The sequence below is a fragment of the Alcanivorax sp. VBW004 genome (assembly GCF_009718865.1).
Lineage (GTDB): Bacteria > Pseudomonadota > Gammaproteobacteria > Pseudomonadales > Alcanivoracaceae > Alcanivorax.
Genome location: NZ_WNHC01000001.1, coordinates 2,879,010 through 2,896,756 on the forward strand (window position 1 = coordinate 2,879,010; position 17,747 = coordinate 2,896,756).

General features: G+C 54.4%; 11 protein-coding genes. 9 read left to right on the forward strand and 2 right to left on the reverse strand.

Annotated features, from left to right (window positions below; translation table 11 throughout):
• Positions 1-55: 55 nt before the first annotated feature.
• From acnD to F1529_RS13130, 7 genes are all read left to right on the forward strand, one after another.
• The gene (acnD, locus tag F1529_RS13100) at positions 56-2,647 is read left to right on the forward strand and encodes a Fe/S-dependent 2-methylisocitrate dehydratase AcnD (RefSeq protein WP_155135324.1); all 2,592 of its coding nucleotides are present in this window, start codon (positions 56-58) and stop codon (positions 2,645-2,647) included.
• Between the two features lie 66 nt (positions 2,648-2,713).
• Positions 2,714-3,892, forward strand: a complete 1,179-nt coding sequence (prpF, locus tag F1529_RS13105) for a 2-methylaconitate cis-trans isomerase PrpF (RefSeq protein WP_155135325.1) — start codon at positions 2,714-2,716, stop codon at positions 3,890-3,892.
• Between the two features lie 224 nt (positions 3,893-4,116).
• Entirely contained in the window at positions 4,117-5,601 is a 1,485-nt protein-coding gene (locus tag F1529_RS13110; RefSeq protein WP_155135327.1) for a bifunctional 2-methylcitrate dehydratase/aconitate hydratase, read from the forward strand.
• A 607-nt stretch (positions 5,602-6,208) separates the two neighbouring features.
• Complete coding sequence (locus F1529_RS13115) at positions 6,209-7,639, forward strand: hypothetical protein (protein WP_155135329.1); 1,431 nt, start codon at positions 6,209-6,211, stop codon at positions 7,637-7,639.
• Entirely contained in the window at positions 7,636-8,418 is a 783-nt protein-coding gene (locus tag F1529_RS13120) for a hypothetical protein (RefSeq protein WP_155135331.1), read from the forward strand. The genes F1529_RS13115 and F1529_RS13120 overlap by 4 nt, the downstream gene beginning before the upstream one ends.
• 33 nt (positions 8,419-8,451) lie before the next feature.
• On the forward strand, positions 8,452-10,701 hold the full coding sequence (locus tag F1529_RS13125) for a DUF6160 family protein (protein ID WP_155135332.1): 2,250 nt from the start codon (positions 8,452-8,454) through the stop codon (positions 10,699-10,701).
• Positions 10,702-10,746: 45 nt separating this feature from the next.
• Positions 10,747-12,090 (forward strand): hypothetical protein, encoded by a 1,344-nt coding sequence (locus F1529_RS13130; RefSeq protein ID WP_155135333.1) that lies wholly within the window; start codon positions 10,747-10,749, stop codon positions 12,088-12,090.
• Positions 12,091-12,680: 590 nt separating this feature from the next.
• On the opposite strand, the gene F1529_RS13135 is transcribed toward F1529_RS13130, so the two are convergent.
• Positions 12,681-13,499 carry a pyruvate, water dikinase regulatory protein gene (locus F1529_RS13135; RefSeq protein WP_039925963.1) on the reverse strand — a complete coding sequence of 273 codons (819 nt, stop codon included), beginning with the start codon at positions 13,497-13,499 and terminating at the stop codon, positions 12,681-12,683.
• A gap of 514 nt (positions 13,500-14,013) precedes the next feature.
• On the opposite strand from F1529_RS13135, the gene ppsA reads away from it, so the two are divergent.
• The gene (gene ppsA / locus F1529_RS13140) at positions 14,014-16,392 is read left to right on the forward strand and encodes a phosphoenolpyruvate synthase (protein ID WP_007149232.1); all 2,379 of its coding nucleotides are present in this window, start codon (positions 14,014-14,016) and stop codon (positions 16,390-16,392) included.
• 87 nt (positions 16,393-16,479) lie between these two features.
• Positions 16,480-16,776, forward strand: coding sequence for a Rieske 2Fe-2S domain-containing protein (locus tag F1529_RS13145; protein ID WP_155135334.1), 297 nt, complete (start codon positions 16,480-16,482; stop codon positions 16,774-16,776).
• Between the two features lie 134 nt (positions 16,777-16,910).
• On the opposite strand, the gene F1529_RS13150 is transcribed toward F1529_RS13145, so the two are convergent.
• Complete coding sequence (locus tag F1529_RS13150) at positions 16,911-17,513, reverse strand: lytic transglycosylase domain-containing protein (protein ID WP_007148873.1); 603 nt, start codon at positions 17,511-17,513, stop codon at positions 16,911-16,913.
• Positions 17,514-17,747 lie beyond the last annotated feature (234 nt).

Here is a 17,747-nt window from a genome sequence, read left to right on the forward strand (position 1 = left end):
AATGCATTCATTCCTTCGTTCACATTCAAGCACCCAGACAAGAGATCCCCAGGCTATGAACACCGAATACCGCAAATCCCTCCCCGGCACCGAGCTGGACTATTTCGACACCCGTGCGGCGGTCGATGCGATCCAGCCTGGGGCCTATGCAAAACTTCCGTACACTTCCCGAATTCTGGCAGAACAGCTGGTACGCCGCTGTGCGCCTCAGGATTTGACCGATGCGCTCAAGCAGCTCATCGAGCGCAAACGCGACCTGGACTTTCCCTGGTACCCGGCCCGCGTTGTCTGCCATGACATTCTTGGCCAGACCGCGCTGGTAGACTTGGCCGGCCTGCGTGATGCCATCGCCGAGAAGGGCGGTGATCCGTCCCAGGTGAACCCGGTGGTGCCGACCCAGCTTATCGTTGACCACTCCCTGGCTGTGGAGCACCCCGGTTTTGAAGAGGGCGCATTCGAGAAGAACCGCGCGGTGGAAGAGCGCCGCAATGAGGACCGGTTCCATTTTATCAACTGGACTAAAACCGCCTTCGATAACGTGGATGTGATCCCGCCGGGTAACGGCATCATGCACCAGATCAATCTGGAGAAAATGTCTCCGGTGGTACAGGTGCGCGATGGCGTGGCCTTCCCGGATACCTGTGTGGGCACTGACAGCCACACCCCCATGGTCGATGCGCTTGGCGTTATCTCCGTGGGCGTGGGTGGTCTGGAAGCCGAAAACGTCATGCTCGGTAACCCGTCCATGATGCGTCTGCCAGACATCGTTGGTGTGGAGATGACAGGCAAGCTGCATCCGGGCATCACCGGTACCGACCTGGTGCTGGCATTGACCGAGTTTCTCCGTAAAGAACGTGTTGTTGGCGCCTACCTGGAATTCTTCGGCGAAGGTGCCGACAGCTTGTCCGTGGGCGATCGCGCCACCATTGCCAACATGACACCGGAGTACGGTGCTACCGCTGGCATGTTCTTTATTGATGATCAGACCATTGAGTACCTGCGCCTCACCGGCCGTGAAGATGATCAGGTCGCACTGGTGGAAAAATTCGCCAGGGAAACCGGCCTGTGGGCTGACAGTTTGAGAGAAGTGGAATACGAACGCGTGTTGTCGTTCGATCTGTCATCCGTTGGTCGTAACCTGGCCGGCCCTTCCAATCCTCACTCTTTGCTGCCGGTTTCCGAGCTGGGCAGCCGTGGCATCGCCAAGGAATGGAAACAGGAAGAGGGTCTGATGCCGGATGGGGCTGTCATCATTGCTGCCATCACCAGCTGTACCAACACCTCGAATCCGCGCAATATCATTGGGGCGGGTTTATTGGCCCGTAATGCGAACAAGCTGGGTCTGGTCCGCAAGCCTTGGGTGAAAAGCTCCCTGGCGCCCGGTTCCAAGACGGTAAAAATGTACCTGGAAGAGTCCGGTCTGTTGCCAGAGCTGCAGCAGCAAGGCTTTGATGTGGTGGCCTTTGCCTGCACGACCTGTAATGGCATGTCCGGCGCGCTGGATCCTGAAATCCAGAAAGAAGTGATCGAGCGTGACTTGTATTCCACCGCTGTGTTGTCGGGCAACCGTAACTTTGATGGCCGGATTCACCCTTACGCCAAACAGGCATTCCTGGCATCTCCGCCGCTGGTGGTGGCCTACGCTATCGCCGGTACTATTCGCTTCGACATCGAAAAGGATGTGTTGGGCCACGACCAGGATGGCAACCCGATCATGCTCAAGGATATCTGGCCGTCTGATGAAGAGATCGATGCGATCGTGAAGTCGGCGGTGAAGCCGGAGCAGTTCCGCAAGACCTACATTCCCATGTTCGAGAAGAAAGGCGATGGCGTACGTGCAGCGAGTCCGCTGTACGACTGGCGTCCACAGTCCACCTACATTCGCCGCCCGCCTTACTGGGAAGGGACCATGGCCGAAGTCCGTGCACTCAAAGGCATGCGTCCACTAGCTGTGCTGCCGGACAACATCACCACGGATCACCTGTCACCGTCTAACGCGATTCTGCTGGATAGTGCTGCAGGGGCGTATCTGGACAAGATGGGCCTGCCGGAAGAGGACTTCAATTCCTATGCAACTCACCGTGGCGACCATCTGACTGCCCAGCGTGCCACGCTGGCCAATCCGAAACTGTTCAACGAAATGGTCAAGGATGAAGCGGGCAATGTGATCCAGGGCTCTCTGGCCCGGGTTGAGCCGGAAGGCGAAGTGAAGCGCATGTGGGAAGCCATTGAAACCTACATGGAGCGTAAGCAGCCGCTGATCATTATCGCTGGTGCCGACTACGGTCAGGGCTCGTCCCGTGACTGGGCCGCCAAAGGTGTAGCGCTGGCCGGGGTGGAAACTATCGTGGCCGAAGGCTTCGAACGTATCCACCGCACCAACCTGATCGGCATGGGGGTTATGCCCCTGCAGTTCGAGGAAGGGACAACGCGCAACACCTTGAACATCGACGGTACGGAAACCTTTGATGTGGAAGGCAGCCCGGCTCCGCGGGCTGAGCTGACACTGATAATGCACCGTGCCAACGGTGACGTAGAGCGCATCCCGGTGCTGTGCCGCCTGGATACGGCCGAAGAAGTGTCCGTGTATTCCGCCGGTGGCATCCTGCAAAAATTCGCCAACGAGTTTATGGCGGAAGCAGGCTAGAACGAAACCGCAGGGTGGGCATTGGCGTTGGCCAATGGCCACCGGTTTTTCTCCAAGGAGCAAGACATGCCCCACGCACCACAAATAAAAATCCCCGCCACCTATATGCGGGGCGGCACCAGCAAAGGCGTTTTCTTCAGCCTGACGGATCTGCCTGAGGCCGCGCAAGTTCCCGGCGAAGCCCGCGACAAGATTCTGCTACGGGTGATCGGCAGCCCCGATCCTTATGGCAAGCACACCGATGGCATGGGTGGTGCCACGTCCAGCACCAGCAAGTCAGTGATCTTGGCGAAAAGTGAAAAGGCGGATCACGATGTGGATTATCTGTTTGGCCAGGTTTCCATCGATAAGCCTTTCGTGGACTGGAGCGGCAACTGTGGCAACCTGACCGCAGCAGTCGGGGCCTTTGCCATCAATAACGGTCTGGTTTCTGCTGACCGTATCCCCGATAACGGCATTGCCGTTGTTCGCATCTGGCAGGTAAATATCCAGAAGACCATTATTGCCCACGTTCCTATCACCAATGGTGAAGTGCAGGAAACCGGTGATTTTGAACTGGACGGCGTAACCTTTCCGGCCGCCGAAGTAAAAGTGGACTTCATGGACCCGGCAGACGGGGAGGGCGCCATGTTCCCCACCGGCAATGTGGTTGATGAGCTGGAGGTTCCGGGCGTCGGGACTTTCCCGGCCACCATGATCAATGCCGGTATTCCTACCGTTTTCGTCAACGCAGAAGATATTGGTTACACCGGTACCGAGTTGCAGGGTGACATCAACGAAAACAAGGAGGCGCTGCAAAGATTTGAAACGATCCGTGCCTACGGCGCCAAGCACATGGGCCTGATCGACAACATTGAAGAAGCGGAAGCGCGACAGCACACTCCGAAAATTGCCTTCGTCTCCAAGCCCAAGAGCTACACAGCTTCCAGCGGCAAGCAAATTGGTGAAGAGGATGTGGACCTGTTGGTGCGAGCCCTGTCCATGGGCAAGCTGCATCACGCCATGATGGGCACCGCTGCCGTTGCCATCGCCAGTGCCTCGGCAGTGCCGGGCACCCTGGTCAATCTGGCGGCCGGCGGAGGCGAGCGCGACAGCGTTACCTTCGGTCATCCGTCGGGCACGCTGCGGGTTGGCGCGGGGGCCAAACAGGTCGATGGGCAGTGGACGGCCACCAAAGCCAGCATGAGCCGTAGCGCCCGTGTTTTGATGGAAGGCAATGTCCGCATTCCCGGAGACTGCTTCTGATGTAGGCGTGCCTTAGCACAGCTAACGCCACTTCATGTAGGTCAGATTAGCCTGAAGGCGTAATCCGACAAATCCACTGTCGGGTTATGGCTTTGCCTCTCTGTGCCCTTGGGTGAACCCGACCTGCAACTGTAAAAGCCGCTCAATTAACCCCCAGCAATGCTTGACCCTCTGCCATCCCGGGGGAGACCCTGAAAGCCAACCTATCCAGGGAGGCGTCTACCATGGCCAGCAATACCGATCAGAATCTGCGACCCGATTACGACCAAGTCATTCAAGATATTGTCGGCTATGTTCGCGATTACCGCATCGAATCGGAAGAAGCCTGGCAAACCGCGCACTATTGCTTGCTCGACACCCTCGGTTGCGGGCTCCTTGCCCTGCGCTTTCCGGAATGTACCAAGCATCTTGGCCCGATAGCGGAGGGCACCATGGTGCCTCATGGCGCTCGGGTTCCCGGCACCCCGTACCGCCTGGATCCAGTAAAAGCAGCCTGGGATATCGGCTGCATGGTGCGCTGGCTTGATTACAACGACACCTGGCTTGCTGCAGAGTGGGGGCATCCATCGGATAACCTCGGTGGCATTCTGGCGGTAGCCGATTATCTCTCGCAAAAACGGGTTGCGAACGGTGAACCGCCCTTGACCATGAAGGCTGTTCTGGAAGCGATGATCAAGGCCCATGAAATTCAGGGCGTGCTGGCGCTGGAAAATTCCTTCAACCGCGTCGGGCTAGATCATGTGTTGCTGGTCAAAGTTGCATCCACCGCGGTGGTCTCACACCTCATGGGCGCCGACCGGAAGCAAATGCTGTCTGCGGTTTCCCATGCCTGGGTTGATGGCCAGGCCTTGCGAACTTATCGCCATGCGCCCAATGCCGGCTCACGAAAGTCCTGGGCAGCGGGGGACGCTACCAGCCGGGCTGTTCGCCTTGCGGATATTGCTCTTCGTGGAGAAATGGGTATCCCGGGAGCTCTTAGTGCGCCCCAGTGGGGCTTCTACGATGTGCTGTTCAGTAAGACCAACAAGGACCAGGCCATCAAGCCGGAAGAGAAACGCCAATTCGGCTTCCAGCGCGGTTATGGCTCTTACGTGATGGAAAACATCCTTTTCAAGATTCGCTTTCCGGCGGAGTTCCACGCGCAAACAGCGTGCGAGGCAGCGGTATTGCTTTATCCTGAGGTAAAAGATCGCCTGGATGATATCGAAAAAATCGTCGTAACCACCCATGAATCGGCCATCCGCATCATTTCCAAAGAGGGGCCACTCGCCAACCCGGCGGACCGTGACCATTGCCTGCAGTACATGATTGCCGTGCCCTTGATTATGGGAGGCCTCAGTGCCGACCACTACGAAGACAGCTTCCACGCCAAGAATTCAATGATCGACGCGCTGCGGAATAAAATGGAGATCGTGGAAAGCGCAGACTACACCCGCGATTACCTGGACCCGGAGAAGCGCTCCATCGCCAATGCGATACAGGTTTTTTTCAGCGACGGTACAAAAACGGATGTTGCCGAGGTGGAATACCCCATAGGCCATCGACGCCGCAGGGAGGAGGGCATGCCTGCGCTGAAGAGCAAGTTCCATCAGAATTTGCTGACCTTTTTCCCCCCAGCCAAAGCGGAACGGATCCTCCGCGCCTGCAATAATCCCCAGTCCCTGGCCTCCATGCCGGTGCACGAGTTCATGAATACCCTGACGTTATAGTCCGACCAGTAGGAGCGTCGCTCGCGGCGCGATTCAGTCCTGGACCAAGACCCGTTCAGCGCAGAGAGCACAGAGAAAACCGCTCTTTCTTCAGTGATCTCGGTGTCCTCAGTGGTGAGCGCCTACCTTTAAGGTTTCTATCGCGCCGCCATAGACGCTCATTATTATTTGCATCGCGGTGGAACCACCGCTCCTACATAGCCAGGAGAGGTCGGTTGTTCTGTAGGAGCTTGCTTGCAAGCGAAGCCGGCCTTTAGGGCCGAGACCAACCCCTTATATGTAACAGCCGTCCCTCATCATAAAACCAAAGCCTCAGCCCGCATGAAACATAACCAATCGGGATATTCCGGCCTCATATGTGCACTTTGGTAACAAGCCGTTTTCTGGGTAAAGAGTACAAGCATGCATAGGGCTGGTATACGCAGTGTTTATTGTTCGTAACTTGCTGATATTTATAGATTAATAACGACGACACTGTGTAGTGTTTGTGTTAACAAGTGTTGCCATACGGTTTGACGCTGTGTAGCCTTGTGACTAAAGATCATCAGACCTGACCAAAGTGGTCAATAAAAGGATCAGGCTGGAATAACAAGAAAACGAGGTCACAGTGCGCCCAAGACTCCAATCGACCAACCTGCTGTTGGCTGCGACCCTCACCCTGGGCGCCGCTCAAGCGCAAGCCCTTACTGAACTCAGTGATGACTCCCTGTCAGATGTGCAGGGGGCAGGCTTTGCCTTTGCGCTTGATAATTTCAGCATGCGCTTTGCGCCGGAAAGTTTTATTGAACTGACCGGGGCGACAGTGAGTGGAACAGGCTGGGAGCGCGGGGATGCCCGTTATTATGGCTTATCGATGACCAACGGTGAGGTTGAAGCTGGCACGGATTGGTACGCGACCTTAAACGGCGGCGGGGGTTGCGGCGGCGATAGCGACTACGGCAATCTCTTTCTGGCTTGCCCTCAGGGGAGTGGCAATAGTATCAGCGCCGGGCAAACACCTAACCAGTATGGCATCGGCGCTATGGCCTCGATCTATGACCCCTACGTGCTGCGTGTTTATGACTACGAGGGCTATGATTTCCAGGGCAATTATCTGGACGGAACTACCGGCAATGAGAAGCCAACGATTCTTGAACTGATTGGCCCCAGCCAAACAGAAAAATGGCGCTGGAGCTTTTGGGGGGAACTGGAGGTTGATCGTGTGGGTGGCGCTAGTGCCGAGGTAGGCGCGCCCAACTGCTCATCCGGCGGAGCGAACTGCGCGGATTTCCTGCAAAGCCAAACCATCATCCACGGCAAACCAACCACGGCCGGTGTCTATGATGATGACTCTGACACGTGGGTTGAAAAGCCCAAACCAGCAATTCTGCGCCTAATGCAGACAGCAAATGCCGACGACAGAACCTTAGGCATTACTTACCAAAGCGCGCTTTCGGGTGACTTCCGTTTCTCCGTTCGGCAAAAAAATAGCGATCCCGGGGATTACACCACGGACACCCTCCACAATGTGCCGGATTTTGATGACAACGAAGGCTTGTATTTCAAAAATGTCGACGCGTTTCTGCCATTAGGCACCTTGCATTATCAGGCTATTACGCTAAATGCCGAGAGAGAGTCCGGTAAGGCTACTGGTGATTTCGTCATTGAGTTGACACGCATCCCCAATATCGAAGCCATCTATGAAGACTTCTATTGTGGCGGCGAATGCAGCTTTGCTACTTCTGCAGAGGAGGTGATCACGAACCCCAATGAAAACACCCGTGGCTATGTAAGGTGGGGGGATTTCGAAGGTGTTGAAATAACCCAAGCATTAGGTGATAACCCTGATACTCCTACTGTTGAAACTGACGCCCAGATTAGTGCCCTAGTTGATCCAAATGGTAAAGTGCCTGGTGCAAATTCGATTAATAACGGCATTTATTTCGTCAACCCCAGTGTAAGCCCCAGCCCCTCTGACGTCACTAATATCGGTATTTCCCGCATCGAAGGCATGCGTATCCACCATATGAAAATCACCACCCTAGGGGCGAACCAATGATGGGCAGAATCCGCATTTCACCCGTTACGCCCCAGGGCCGTGTAAGCGGTCGTTCGACTGCGAAAAAAATCTTGGCATTCTTCGCCTTAATTGTAGGAGCGTGCTTGCACGCGAAACCGGTCCATGCCCTGGAAGCCATGGATGACACGGAAATGGGCACTGTCACCGGGCAGAAAGGCATCCTGCTTAGCCTGCAGTATTACTACAACAGCCATCCCGACCTGGACGGTGCCCCAGTGTCTGAGTGCTCGACCCCGAATGGCGGCACCAGCCTCGATAACATGAACTGCCGTTTCGGTGTCCAACTAAAAAACCGCGAAACAGAATGGTTGGTTTTCAAAAACGGCCATGCCTCGCTGGACATCACTCGCTTGGCATTGGACGCCTCTGTGTTGGGCGACTCCCACGGCTCGAGCTCGGCGTATACCGGGTACTTCAACGCAGCTAAATTTAGTGATGAAAGCGGCAGCTGTTTACTTGAAGGGGCTTGTACTACAAACACTATCGCAGACATGGCTGGCCTGCGCCTGAGCTACCCGGAAGGCGAGAATGGCGCCAACTTCGGCAATGTCCGATTCGGTATGTTTTTCGAGGGTTTGGCCGTCGAACCCAACGGGTTTTCGGGAGTAGACGGTAGCGGCAACCTTATACCTGACCCGACCAAGGAGGGTTGGGAAATTAATGCACGAAATTCCTTCATGGGCCTAAATATCGCCGACAACAATGGCCACCAGGCACGCATTGCCTTCGGTGGTGATTTTTACCTTTATGGTTTTTAAACGGCTGGGGTTAACCTCCCTCGGGTGACGTTTATGTGTTCAAAAAGAAAAATAAATAACACACGGTGCGCCATTATAGCCACCGCCCTGTTTTGGCCTTTCAGTGGGTATGCACTGGAAGCACTTACCGAAAATGAAATGGGCGCAGTGCAGGGCCGTGACGGTGTGACAATCGGCTTGGAAGTACCTCAAGGCCAAGCGATAACGGCTGAGCAAATTCGTTGGGAAGTGGATCAGGGCAAAGTCGATTCAAACAGTGACTCACTACAGAACCATCTGATCATTGGTGGAACAGATATTGATGCCCAGCAATTCGCAATTAAGCCCATTAATCTGGATGGCACTGCCGGAAGTCAGGCACTGAATTTTGCCCTGGCGATTGATTCGTATACCAATGACGAGGGTAGAGCAGGTCTGGGTCTTGATGCGACCTGGAACCGCATGCGCGTTCAGATGGACAGCATGTCAGTCACAGATCCATCCCGCTCTTTCGGCTCACTGGCACTGGATGCCGGCGGCCGTTTTGCCGTTTTTGGTGATGGCGGTTTCGCTAACTCATCGCCCACCGCCGATCAGGCAAGAGTGATCGTTAACGTCGGGGATATTGATAACACCGACCCGGATCCGAACACGTGGACCATGGCGGAGCCTGGCCGCCTATTTTATCGAATGGGGCCAGCTGGCAGCACCGAGGTGCAACTGGATAACCTTGGGTTCCTGTTTGACATGCACCAGGGAACGGTAGGTGTGAATTCTGATGGAATTGTAGTGAGCAGCGCGCCGGGCTCGCGTACTGATTTAAATCTGACATTCGATATTTTGGCCAACCCGTCCGGGCCTGATTTCAAGTTCAACGCGCAATCAATACCGATGTTATTGTTTGGCTGGCGTGGCGGCATTGAGGACTTCGATCTGCTGTTGCGCCCCCAGGGAACATGGCTTCCGGATAGCGGGGCATTTACACAAGGGCTTACTGCCTCATTAGGCTTTGACCTGGCCGATAACTTTCAGTTTGTGATTGGCGAAGCAAGATACGAAGATACTGGCAACCAAGGCCAGTCATACTTGGAGTTTTCAAGGCCGATTAGCATGCCCACCACGCTTGGCCAGACCCGCAAAGACCTTGAGTTCGGCTACCTAACCCTGGATACCGTCTCGGCCGGTCACCAAAGCGTTGGCGGCATTTGTTTTGGCGGCATTAATACTTACGGCAGCACGCCATCAAGCTGCTCAAGCGCAACGGGCGGCGTACTGCCAACAGAGCTGCTGGAAATTGCTCCCTCAGACACAGGCCTTGCTATTATTAACCGCGAGTGGGGGCTTCACGCCTACTCTTCCAGGGTTGTGTATCGAGATGGGGTTTCCGCACTCAATAATGTTGACGAAGGTTGGGCGCTGATCTACACCTTGGGTGATATCAGTACCAACTGGTATCTCTATCCGCAAGCAGGGGATGGCTCAACAGCGAGCTCACCCGGTTTTAACATGGATGTGCTGGTGGCGATCCAGACCGAAGGCGGGGCAGATGCAAATGGGCGACCAGACCGATCACGCTGGGAAAACGGCACCCATCTGATGATCGGTGATACGGACTTCCAAACCAGCTACCACGATATAGGCAACCCAACCGATGATGGTCTTGCCATTGGTCTCATGGGGGCAGACTTGCTGTTTGCGACCAATGATATGGGGGTTGGCCTCTCTCTTGGTTCCGGACTTAACCTGACTTCCAGCGAAACACGTGTACAGCTGCGTGGCATGTTTGGCGGTGGCGATATTCCCCGGATGGAGTCTCCGGTTTACGGCAGTTACATTGATATGAACCTCGAGATGGATGACTTCGTCTTCAAGCTTTTCCCCTCCTTGAATGGCGATGCAATTAATTTTGGCGGTTTCCTGAGCTTTGCGAGTTTGAATGATATTGCCGGTAGCGAAATCGCGGGCCATGAAGATGGCACCTATATTTCGTTTGCAGAACCCAATCTCAACAAGCTTGATGTGGATGTGCGTCTCGCAAATATCACCGGTGACATTGAGATTCCCTCAGAGTCCATCCTCTCAGGAGGCGGGGGGAAGATTGATCTGTTGCCAGTGTCAGAAGCAGGTAAGCCCAAGCTGCGCATCGAAACCAATATGAATGTTGGCGCCTTGGCAACCAAGCCGGGCGGTGATGCTGGTGACCCTCTTGAAATTGGAAGAATCGAATTCGGCGGCAAGGATCTGGGGTCCATGATCATTCCCGCGGCAAAAATTTACACATCTCTGACACTGGAGCAGCAGTAGCCTTAATGGCCACTGCTGCCGATGTAACCTTGAGTGCTACTTATAATGAAAATGATAACAATTAATTCGGTTGTTTCGGGCGGTCCTCGGAGTTTATTCTTTGCATCCTTTTTGTTTTTTTCTCATGCATCGTTTGCGATGGTGGAGTTGGGCGATGAAAAACTATCTCAGGTTACCGGGCAGGCTCTGTTACAAATGGGGAAAGCCGAAGAGAGCGGATATACTTTTTATAAAGCTGGTCTCGAGGCTGAGCTCCAACTCAATATGAATATTGAAAAGCTTCAGCTTGGGTGTACTGCCACAGCCGTTAATGGCCAGTTTTGCGATATTGATATTGATAACTTTAGCTTAAGCGGACAAACCTGGGATGCGGAGCGCCCTGAGTCGTCAGCAATACTAACGAGGCCTTTCTTCGAATTTGCGATTGATAACGATGACCAAAAAACCCTCCGTGAAGTTGTTGGAATACGAATGAGTGCCGAGTCAGTAAAAGGCATGCTTACAGCTGGTACTGAAAATTCGAACACCCCTAATGGGATTAATTCGATTAGTGGTTATATGGAGGTGGCCGGTATTTCCTGTGACGCTTCATCCGCAGCTAACAATCCAGGGTCATGCGCAGGTGTTGCCAATGTTGCGCCAAGAAATATGAATAAAAGCCATACTGGAAAAGACTTAACTGGGCGAGTCGATATTGGTTTTGGGTTTTTTGACGTTACAGAAGAGTATGCATCGAATGACTACCAGATAGATTTGGCAGCAACTACGGCGCCTTTTTCAACGGATACAGCAGTGGTTAACGGACGCCGACGTACTTCCGTTAATGTTACGGGCGTAGCCTATATTCAGCCAATTGATATTAATGGATCGATGACGGCTGAGGTCGAGTTCGGTGGTTTTATTCCACTTGATTTGCAAAAAGAAATTACGGGGGTTATTTCTGGCCTTAGGGCTAATATGAGCCTGAGCGAGAATCTAGGGTATATCCATAAAATAAACGTAAACAGCCCATTTAGTCTTTCCTTTCAAGCCCGAGATGTTCTTTGGCCCGACTCACCTGCAGTCGCCCAAAAAGGCTGGTGGATGGCATTTAAGGACCCGGTGGATATCGGAAGTCTCACACCTTCTGAAACTATTGGTATTACAGACCAAAATCTTACAGACGCAATGGGGCCTGAGGGGTGTAGCAATGGTTCAACTCCTGGAATCAATTGTGCGCTTTATGCGACACCGGTCGAATGCGGGGCTTTTGATTGCCTATTTGGTGATGCCTTAGATGTAGGGACTGTTAATGTTTCCAGCACAGCAATCCCTTTTCCTTTACAGTCATTGAAGCTACAGGGGCAAGACTTTACACCGAACTGCTACGGGTCTGCCAAGTTTTGTTAGAAGGAGGCCGTGCAGGAAGTAACAGTAAGACACGAATTGGACCGCAATAGGACCAAGCTCTACCGGATAATCTTATTCTCCGCTGAGTTAGGGCAGACCTTCGTTGTATCTAACGCGACCATAGCAGCACGGGATACGTACAGATTAGACGAAGCCTTACACTAGGTTAGGCTCTCGTCTAATATTTATTCTGCCCATAAGGTCAGTGTTGTGGTGTCATGGAAGCAAGTAAGCTTCCCATGACTCGAGCTCGCTATACTCAAGTATCTTTGGATTTCACGCCGGTATTATCACTGCATTTGTCACTGCGTGCGGCGAGTCTCCTCTGTTGTGGCAAAGACCATTATTCTGGCCAGGATGCGAGTGTCGCCGACAGTGGGTGGTGGATCGTTTAGCTGTGCTGGTTGACACCTCTGCGATTGATCTCTGTGTTTATGCGGTGATGTCGAATCATTACCATTTTGTTGTCCGAATCAACAAAGGGACAGAATCCAAAGGGCACCCACCTATATCTGTCAAGCAGGTTAGGGTGTCCTGCTTTGCGTGTTGGACCGGATTTGGTTCGCTTGCATGCAAACTCCTACATCTGCCTACTGCAGCCGCCGCTTCAACCCCTTCATCGCCAACACCCGCGTACTGATTTCCTCAATCGACAATTCTGTCGCATCCAGATACGGAATATTGTGCTTGTTGTACATGGCTTCCAGGGCCCGTAATTCCATGTCGCATTGGCGCGGCGAAGCGTACTTGCTGCCGGCTTTGCGTTCGCTGCGGATGGCGCTGAGACGGTCGGCGTCGATGGTGAGGCCGAAGAGTTTGTGCTTGTGCTCCACCAGGGCCTTGGGCAGGCGCAGGTCGTCGAAGTCGTCTTCGGTGAGCGGGTAGTTGGCGGTGAACAGGCCGAACTGCAGGGCCAGGTATAGGCAGGTCGGCGTTTTGCCGGAGCGTGAGACGCCGATCAGAATGACATCAGCCTGATCGTAGTGACGCGTGCGGGCGCCATCATCGTTATCCAGAGCAAAATGTACCGCGTTGATGCGAATGCGGTAGGACTCGGCGTCCCGGATGGCGTGGCTCTGGTTGATCTTGTGGTTGGAACGTACGCCGAGCTCGTCTTCCAGGGGGCGCAGAAAAGCCCCGAAGAGATCGAGAATCAGGGCATCACAACTATGCAGAATGGAGCGGTGGTCGGTATTGACCAGTGTCGAGAAGACGACGGGTTTGGCGCCATCTTCTGCTGCGGCCTTGTTGATGCGGGCAACGGCTTCTCGGGTCTGCTCATCGGATTGCACGAAGGGCAGGGTGATCTGCACGAATTCGATATCCCCGAACTGGCTCAACATGCTGTGACCAAGGGTTTCCGCGGTAATCCCGGTGCCGTCCGATAGGTAAAAAGCGCTTCGTTTCATTGGGTCTGCCCGTTTTCTCAGTCGCAGGAGTGGCGCTCGCCGTGCCCCTTAAGAGTGGGTTTGAAGCAAGCCATTCGCGGGGCGAGCGCCGCTTCTGCGGGGTAAGTCGTTGTTTTGAATGGAGCCAGTCTAGACGCTGTATCGCACTGCGACCAGTGCTGTCTGACGGCATGGCCCAGCCTGTCAGGCAGCCTTGAGGGGGTACCCGTTGTCCGGACAAGACGCAGATTCTACACTGCGCCAATAATGCTTCTCTGACAAAAATCCTGCAATTTCAATGGGGTAGGATCTCTTTCTCGTGTATGAGGCAGGGCGGGGGCATGGGTTGGCCAACGTGATGCTTAAATACCGGCCAAATCTGAAAGAGGGGGCAGGCAAACTGTTTCGGTTTTGAGTAGAATGTCGGCTCGATTTGATCCGGCACCTTGTGCAGCCACTCATTTATGGCGCTATCGGCACAAGGTGTGCCGACACTGCTTTGGCCAACAAACCAACCAGTAACACGTAAAAGGAGATGACCTTGGCGGAATATGTAGTCTGGTTTCAGGACCTGGGTAAAGATGACGTTGAGCACGTAGGCGGCAAGAACGCATCCCTGGGCGAAATGATCAGCAATCTGTCGGCGGCGGGTGTCTCCGTTCCGGGCGGTTTTGCTACTACCGCTGAAGCCTTCCGTGAATTCCTTGAGCACAACAACCTGACCCAGAAGATCAACGAAGCGCTGTCAGCGCTGGACGTTGAAGATGTGGTGGCGCTGGCGAAGACTGGCGAAGAAATTCGTCAGTGGGTGGTTGATGCGCCGTTCCAGCCTGAGCTGGACAAGGCTATCCGTGATGCATACGCCCAGATCGGCGAAGGTAACGCTGACCTCCCCGTGGCCGTGCGCTCTTCCGCAACGGCGGAAGACCTGCCGGACGCGTCTTTCGCCGGTCAGCAGGAAACCTTCCTGAACATTCGTGGCGTAGATAGCGTCATGATCGCGGTTAAAGAGGTGTTCGCCTCCCTGTTTAATGACCGCGCCATCAGCTACCGCGTTCATCAGGGCTTTGACCACAAACTGGTCGCCCTGTCTGCAGGTGTGCAGCGCATGGTGCGTTCCGAGACGGGTGCTGCTGGCGTGATGTTCTCCATGGATACCGAATCCGGCTTCAAGGACGTGGTTTTCATTACTGCTTCCTACGGTTTGGGCGAGATGGTCGTACAGGGTGCGGTTAACCCGGATGAATTCTACGTTCACAAGAAGACACTGCTGAACAAGAAGCCTGCTGTGCTGCGCCGCAACCTGGGCAGCAAGATGCAGAAAATGATCTATGGCGCCGAAGGCAGTGCCGGTAAGTCCGTTGAAATCGTGGACGTGGACAAGGATGAGCGCATTCGCTTCTGTCTGACGGATGAGCAGATCGAGAACCTGTCCCGTCAGGCGATTGAAATTGAAAAGCACTACGGCATGCCCATGGATATCGAATGGGCGCTGGATGGCGACGATGGTAAGCTGTACATCGTTCAGGCCCGTCCGGAAACCGTGAAAAGTCGTTCCGACGTGAACGTGATGGAACGTTACTTGCTCAAGCAAACCGGTAAAGTGCTGGTGGAAGGGCGCTCCATTGGCCAGCGGATTGGCGCTGGTAAAGTGCGCATTGTGACCAGCATCAAGGAAATGGATAAGGTCCAGCCCGGTGATGTACTGGTGACGGACATGACCGACCCGGATTGGGAACCGGTGATGAAGCGTGCTGCGGCCATTATTACCAACCGTGGCGGCCGTACCTGTCACGCGGCCATTATTGCCCGTGAACTGGGTGTGCCGGCCATCGTGGGTTGTGGCGATGCCACTGAGCTGCTCAAGGATGGCCAGGAAGTCACGGCCTCTTGCGCAGAAGGCGATACCGGCAAGATCTACGAAGGTCAGCTGGAGTTTGATATCCAGCGCAACTCTATTGAGTCCATGCCCAAGCTGCCGTTCAAGATCATGATGAACGTGGGCAACCCGGACCGGGCCTTTGATTTTGCTGGCCTGCCGAATCAGGGCGTGGGTCTGGCTCGCCTGGAGTTCATCATCAACCGTATGATCGGCGTGCACCCCAAAGCACTGCTGAACTACGACGCCATGCCGAAAGATGTAAAGCAGAACGTGGACAAGCGGACTGCGGGTTATGGCGATCCGGTGGATTTCTATGTGGAGAAGCTGGTCGAGGGTATTTCTACCCTGGCGGCGGCGTTCCACCCGGAAAAAGTCATCGTGCGTCTGTCGGACTTCAAGTCCAATGAATACGCCAACCTGATCGGCGGCAAGCTGTATGAGCCTGAGGAAGAGAACCCGATGCTGGGCTTCCGTGGTGCCAGCCGTTACATCAGCGAAAACTTCCGTGACTGTTTTGAGCTCGAATGCCGTGCCATGAAGAAAGTCCGTGACGAAATGGGCTTTACCAACGTGGAGATCATGGTGCCGTTCGTGCGTACCGTGGGTGAAGCGGAGCAGGTGATTGAGCTGCTTGCGAAGAATGGTCTCAAGCGTGGCGAAAATGGCCTGCGTGTAATCATGATGTGTGAGCTGCCGACCAACGCCTTGCTGGCGGATGAGTTCCTGCAACACTTCGATGGCTTCTCCATCGGCTCCAACGACCTGACTCAGCTGACGCTGGGCCTGGATCGGGATTCCGGTATCGTGAGTCATCTGTTTGATGAGCGTGACCCGGCGGTGAAAAAGCTGCTGAAGATGGCCATCGACGCCTGTAATGCTCAAGGCAAGTACATCGGCATCTGCGGGCAGGGCCCGTCGGATCACCCGGACCTGGCCAAATGGCTGATGGAGCAGGGCATCTCTTCCGTTTCCCTTAACCCGGATTCGGTGCTCGATACCTGGTTCTATCTGGCGGAGAAGCACGGCAACTAATGTCTGCTTGACCGACCCGCTGCTTCGCAGCACAGTAAAAAGCCCGCTTCTGCGGGCTTTTTACGTTACGGAAACCGGTGAGGACACATGTTTCATCGACTTATCCGCATTATGGATCTTTACGACGGTCTGCGGCTGCCTGTTACGGTGGGGCGCAAGGAGTTGCTGCTGATCCATGAAGACGGTCGCACCTGGCTGATGCAGCGCCGCTGCCCCCATGCGGACTTTCCGCTCGACCGCTGTACGGTGATGAATGAGCAATTGCGCTGCCCGGGGCATGGGCTGACGTTTTCGCTACACAGCGGTAAATGCCAGACATCAAGTTATCAGCTCGAGCAGTTTCGGATTGATTATGATGGGCAGTGGCTGGGTGTGGAAATTTGACGAGCGCTGGGTTTTTTGTCTGATTACGCCTTTCAGGCTAGTCAGACCTACCCGGTAACCTAAGAGCGCTGGGTTTTGTCGGTTGAATTAGCCTGAAAGGCGTAATCCAACGACACTGTTGAGGGCGGGGCGACTTACCGCGACGCAAACACTGTTTCTTCCTCTCCCAGTTCGGCCACAAACTGGTGCGCATAGCGCTGGCGAAGTTGTTTCACTTTTTTCACGTAAGCCTGGGTTTCCTTGAAAGGCGGAATGCCACCATAGCGGCGCACATTGCCTTCGCCGGCATTGTAGGCGGCAAGAATATGGTCGAGATCGGAAAATTTGTTTTTCAGGTAGGCGATGAACTGGGTGCCGCCCTGAATATTGGCACGCGGGTCAAAAGGGTTGCTGACTTTCAGGTAGGCTGCGGTTTCGGGCATCAGCTGCATAAGCCCCTGGGCGCCAACCCGTGAAATGGCGTTGTGGTTGAACAGGGACTCGGCGTGGATAACGGCTTTGACCAGTGCAGGGTCCACGCGGAAGCGGGTAGCCGCCTGGGTAATGATGGTGTCGTACTGGTCACGCTGGGCGTTGGACAGGGCGCGCGGGGTGTAACTCCAGCCTTTGCGAACGGATAGTAGCGTGTACTGCTGGCCCACCTGTTCCTGAGCCTGATCGGTGAACAGGATGGTGCCATCCGCGGAGCGGTATTTGTAGATATTGTCTGCCAGGGCGCCGCCACTGACGATCAGCATGCAGCCAACTGCCAAGGCCCCCGACAGCCTGGATGTCTTCAATAAAACCCGCATTGAACCCCGTACCCCTTTTCTGGTGTAGCAAGATGCTTGTTGGGCACCGTGAACACCGTTAATTTGTTGTTCTTCCGTCGTTCTGGCTTATAGCCAAGCGTTACCCCCATGATAACGCCATTCTTTTTTCTTTCTGGCCAGCACCAGACGAATTGACCACACTGGCCGCCAAGCGTAACA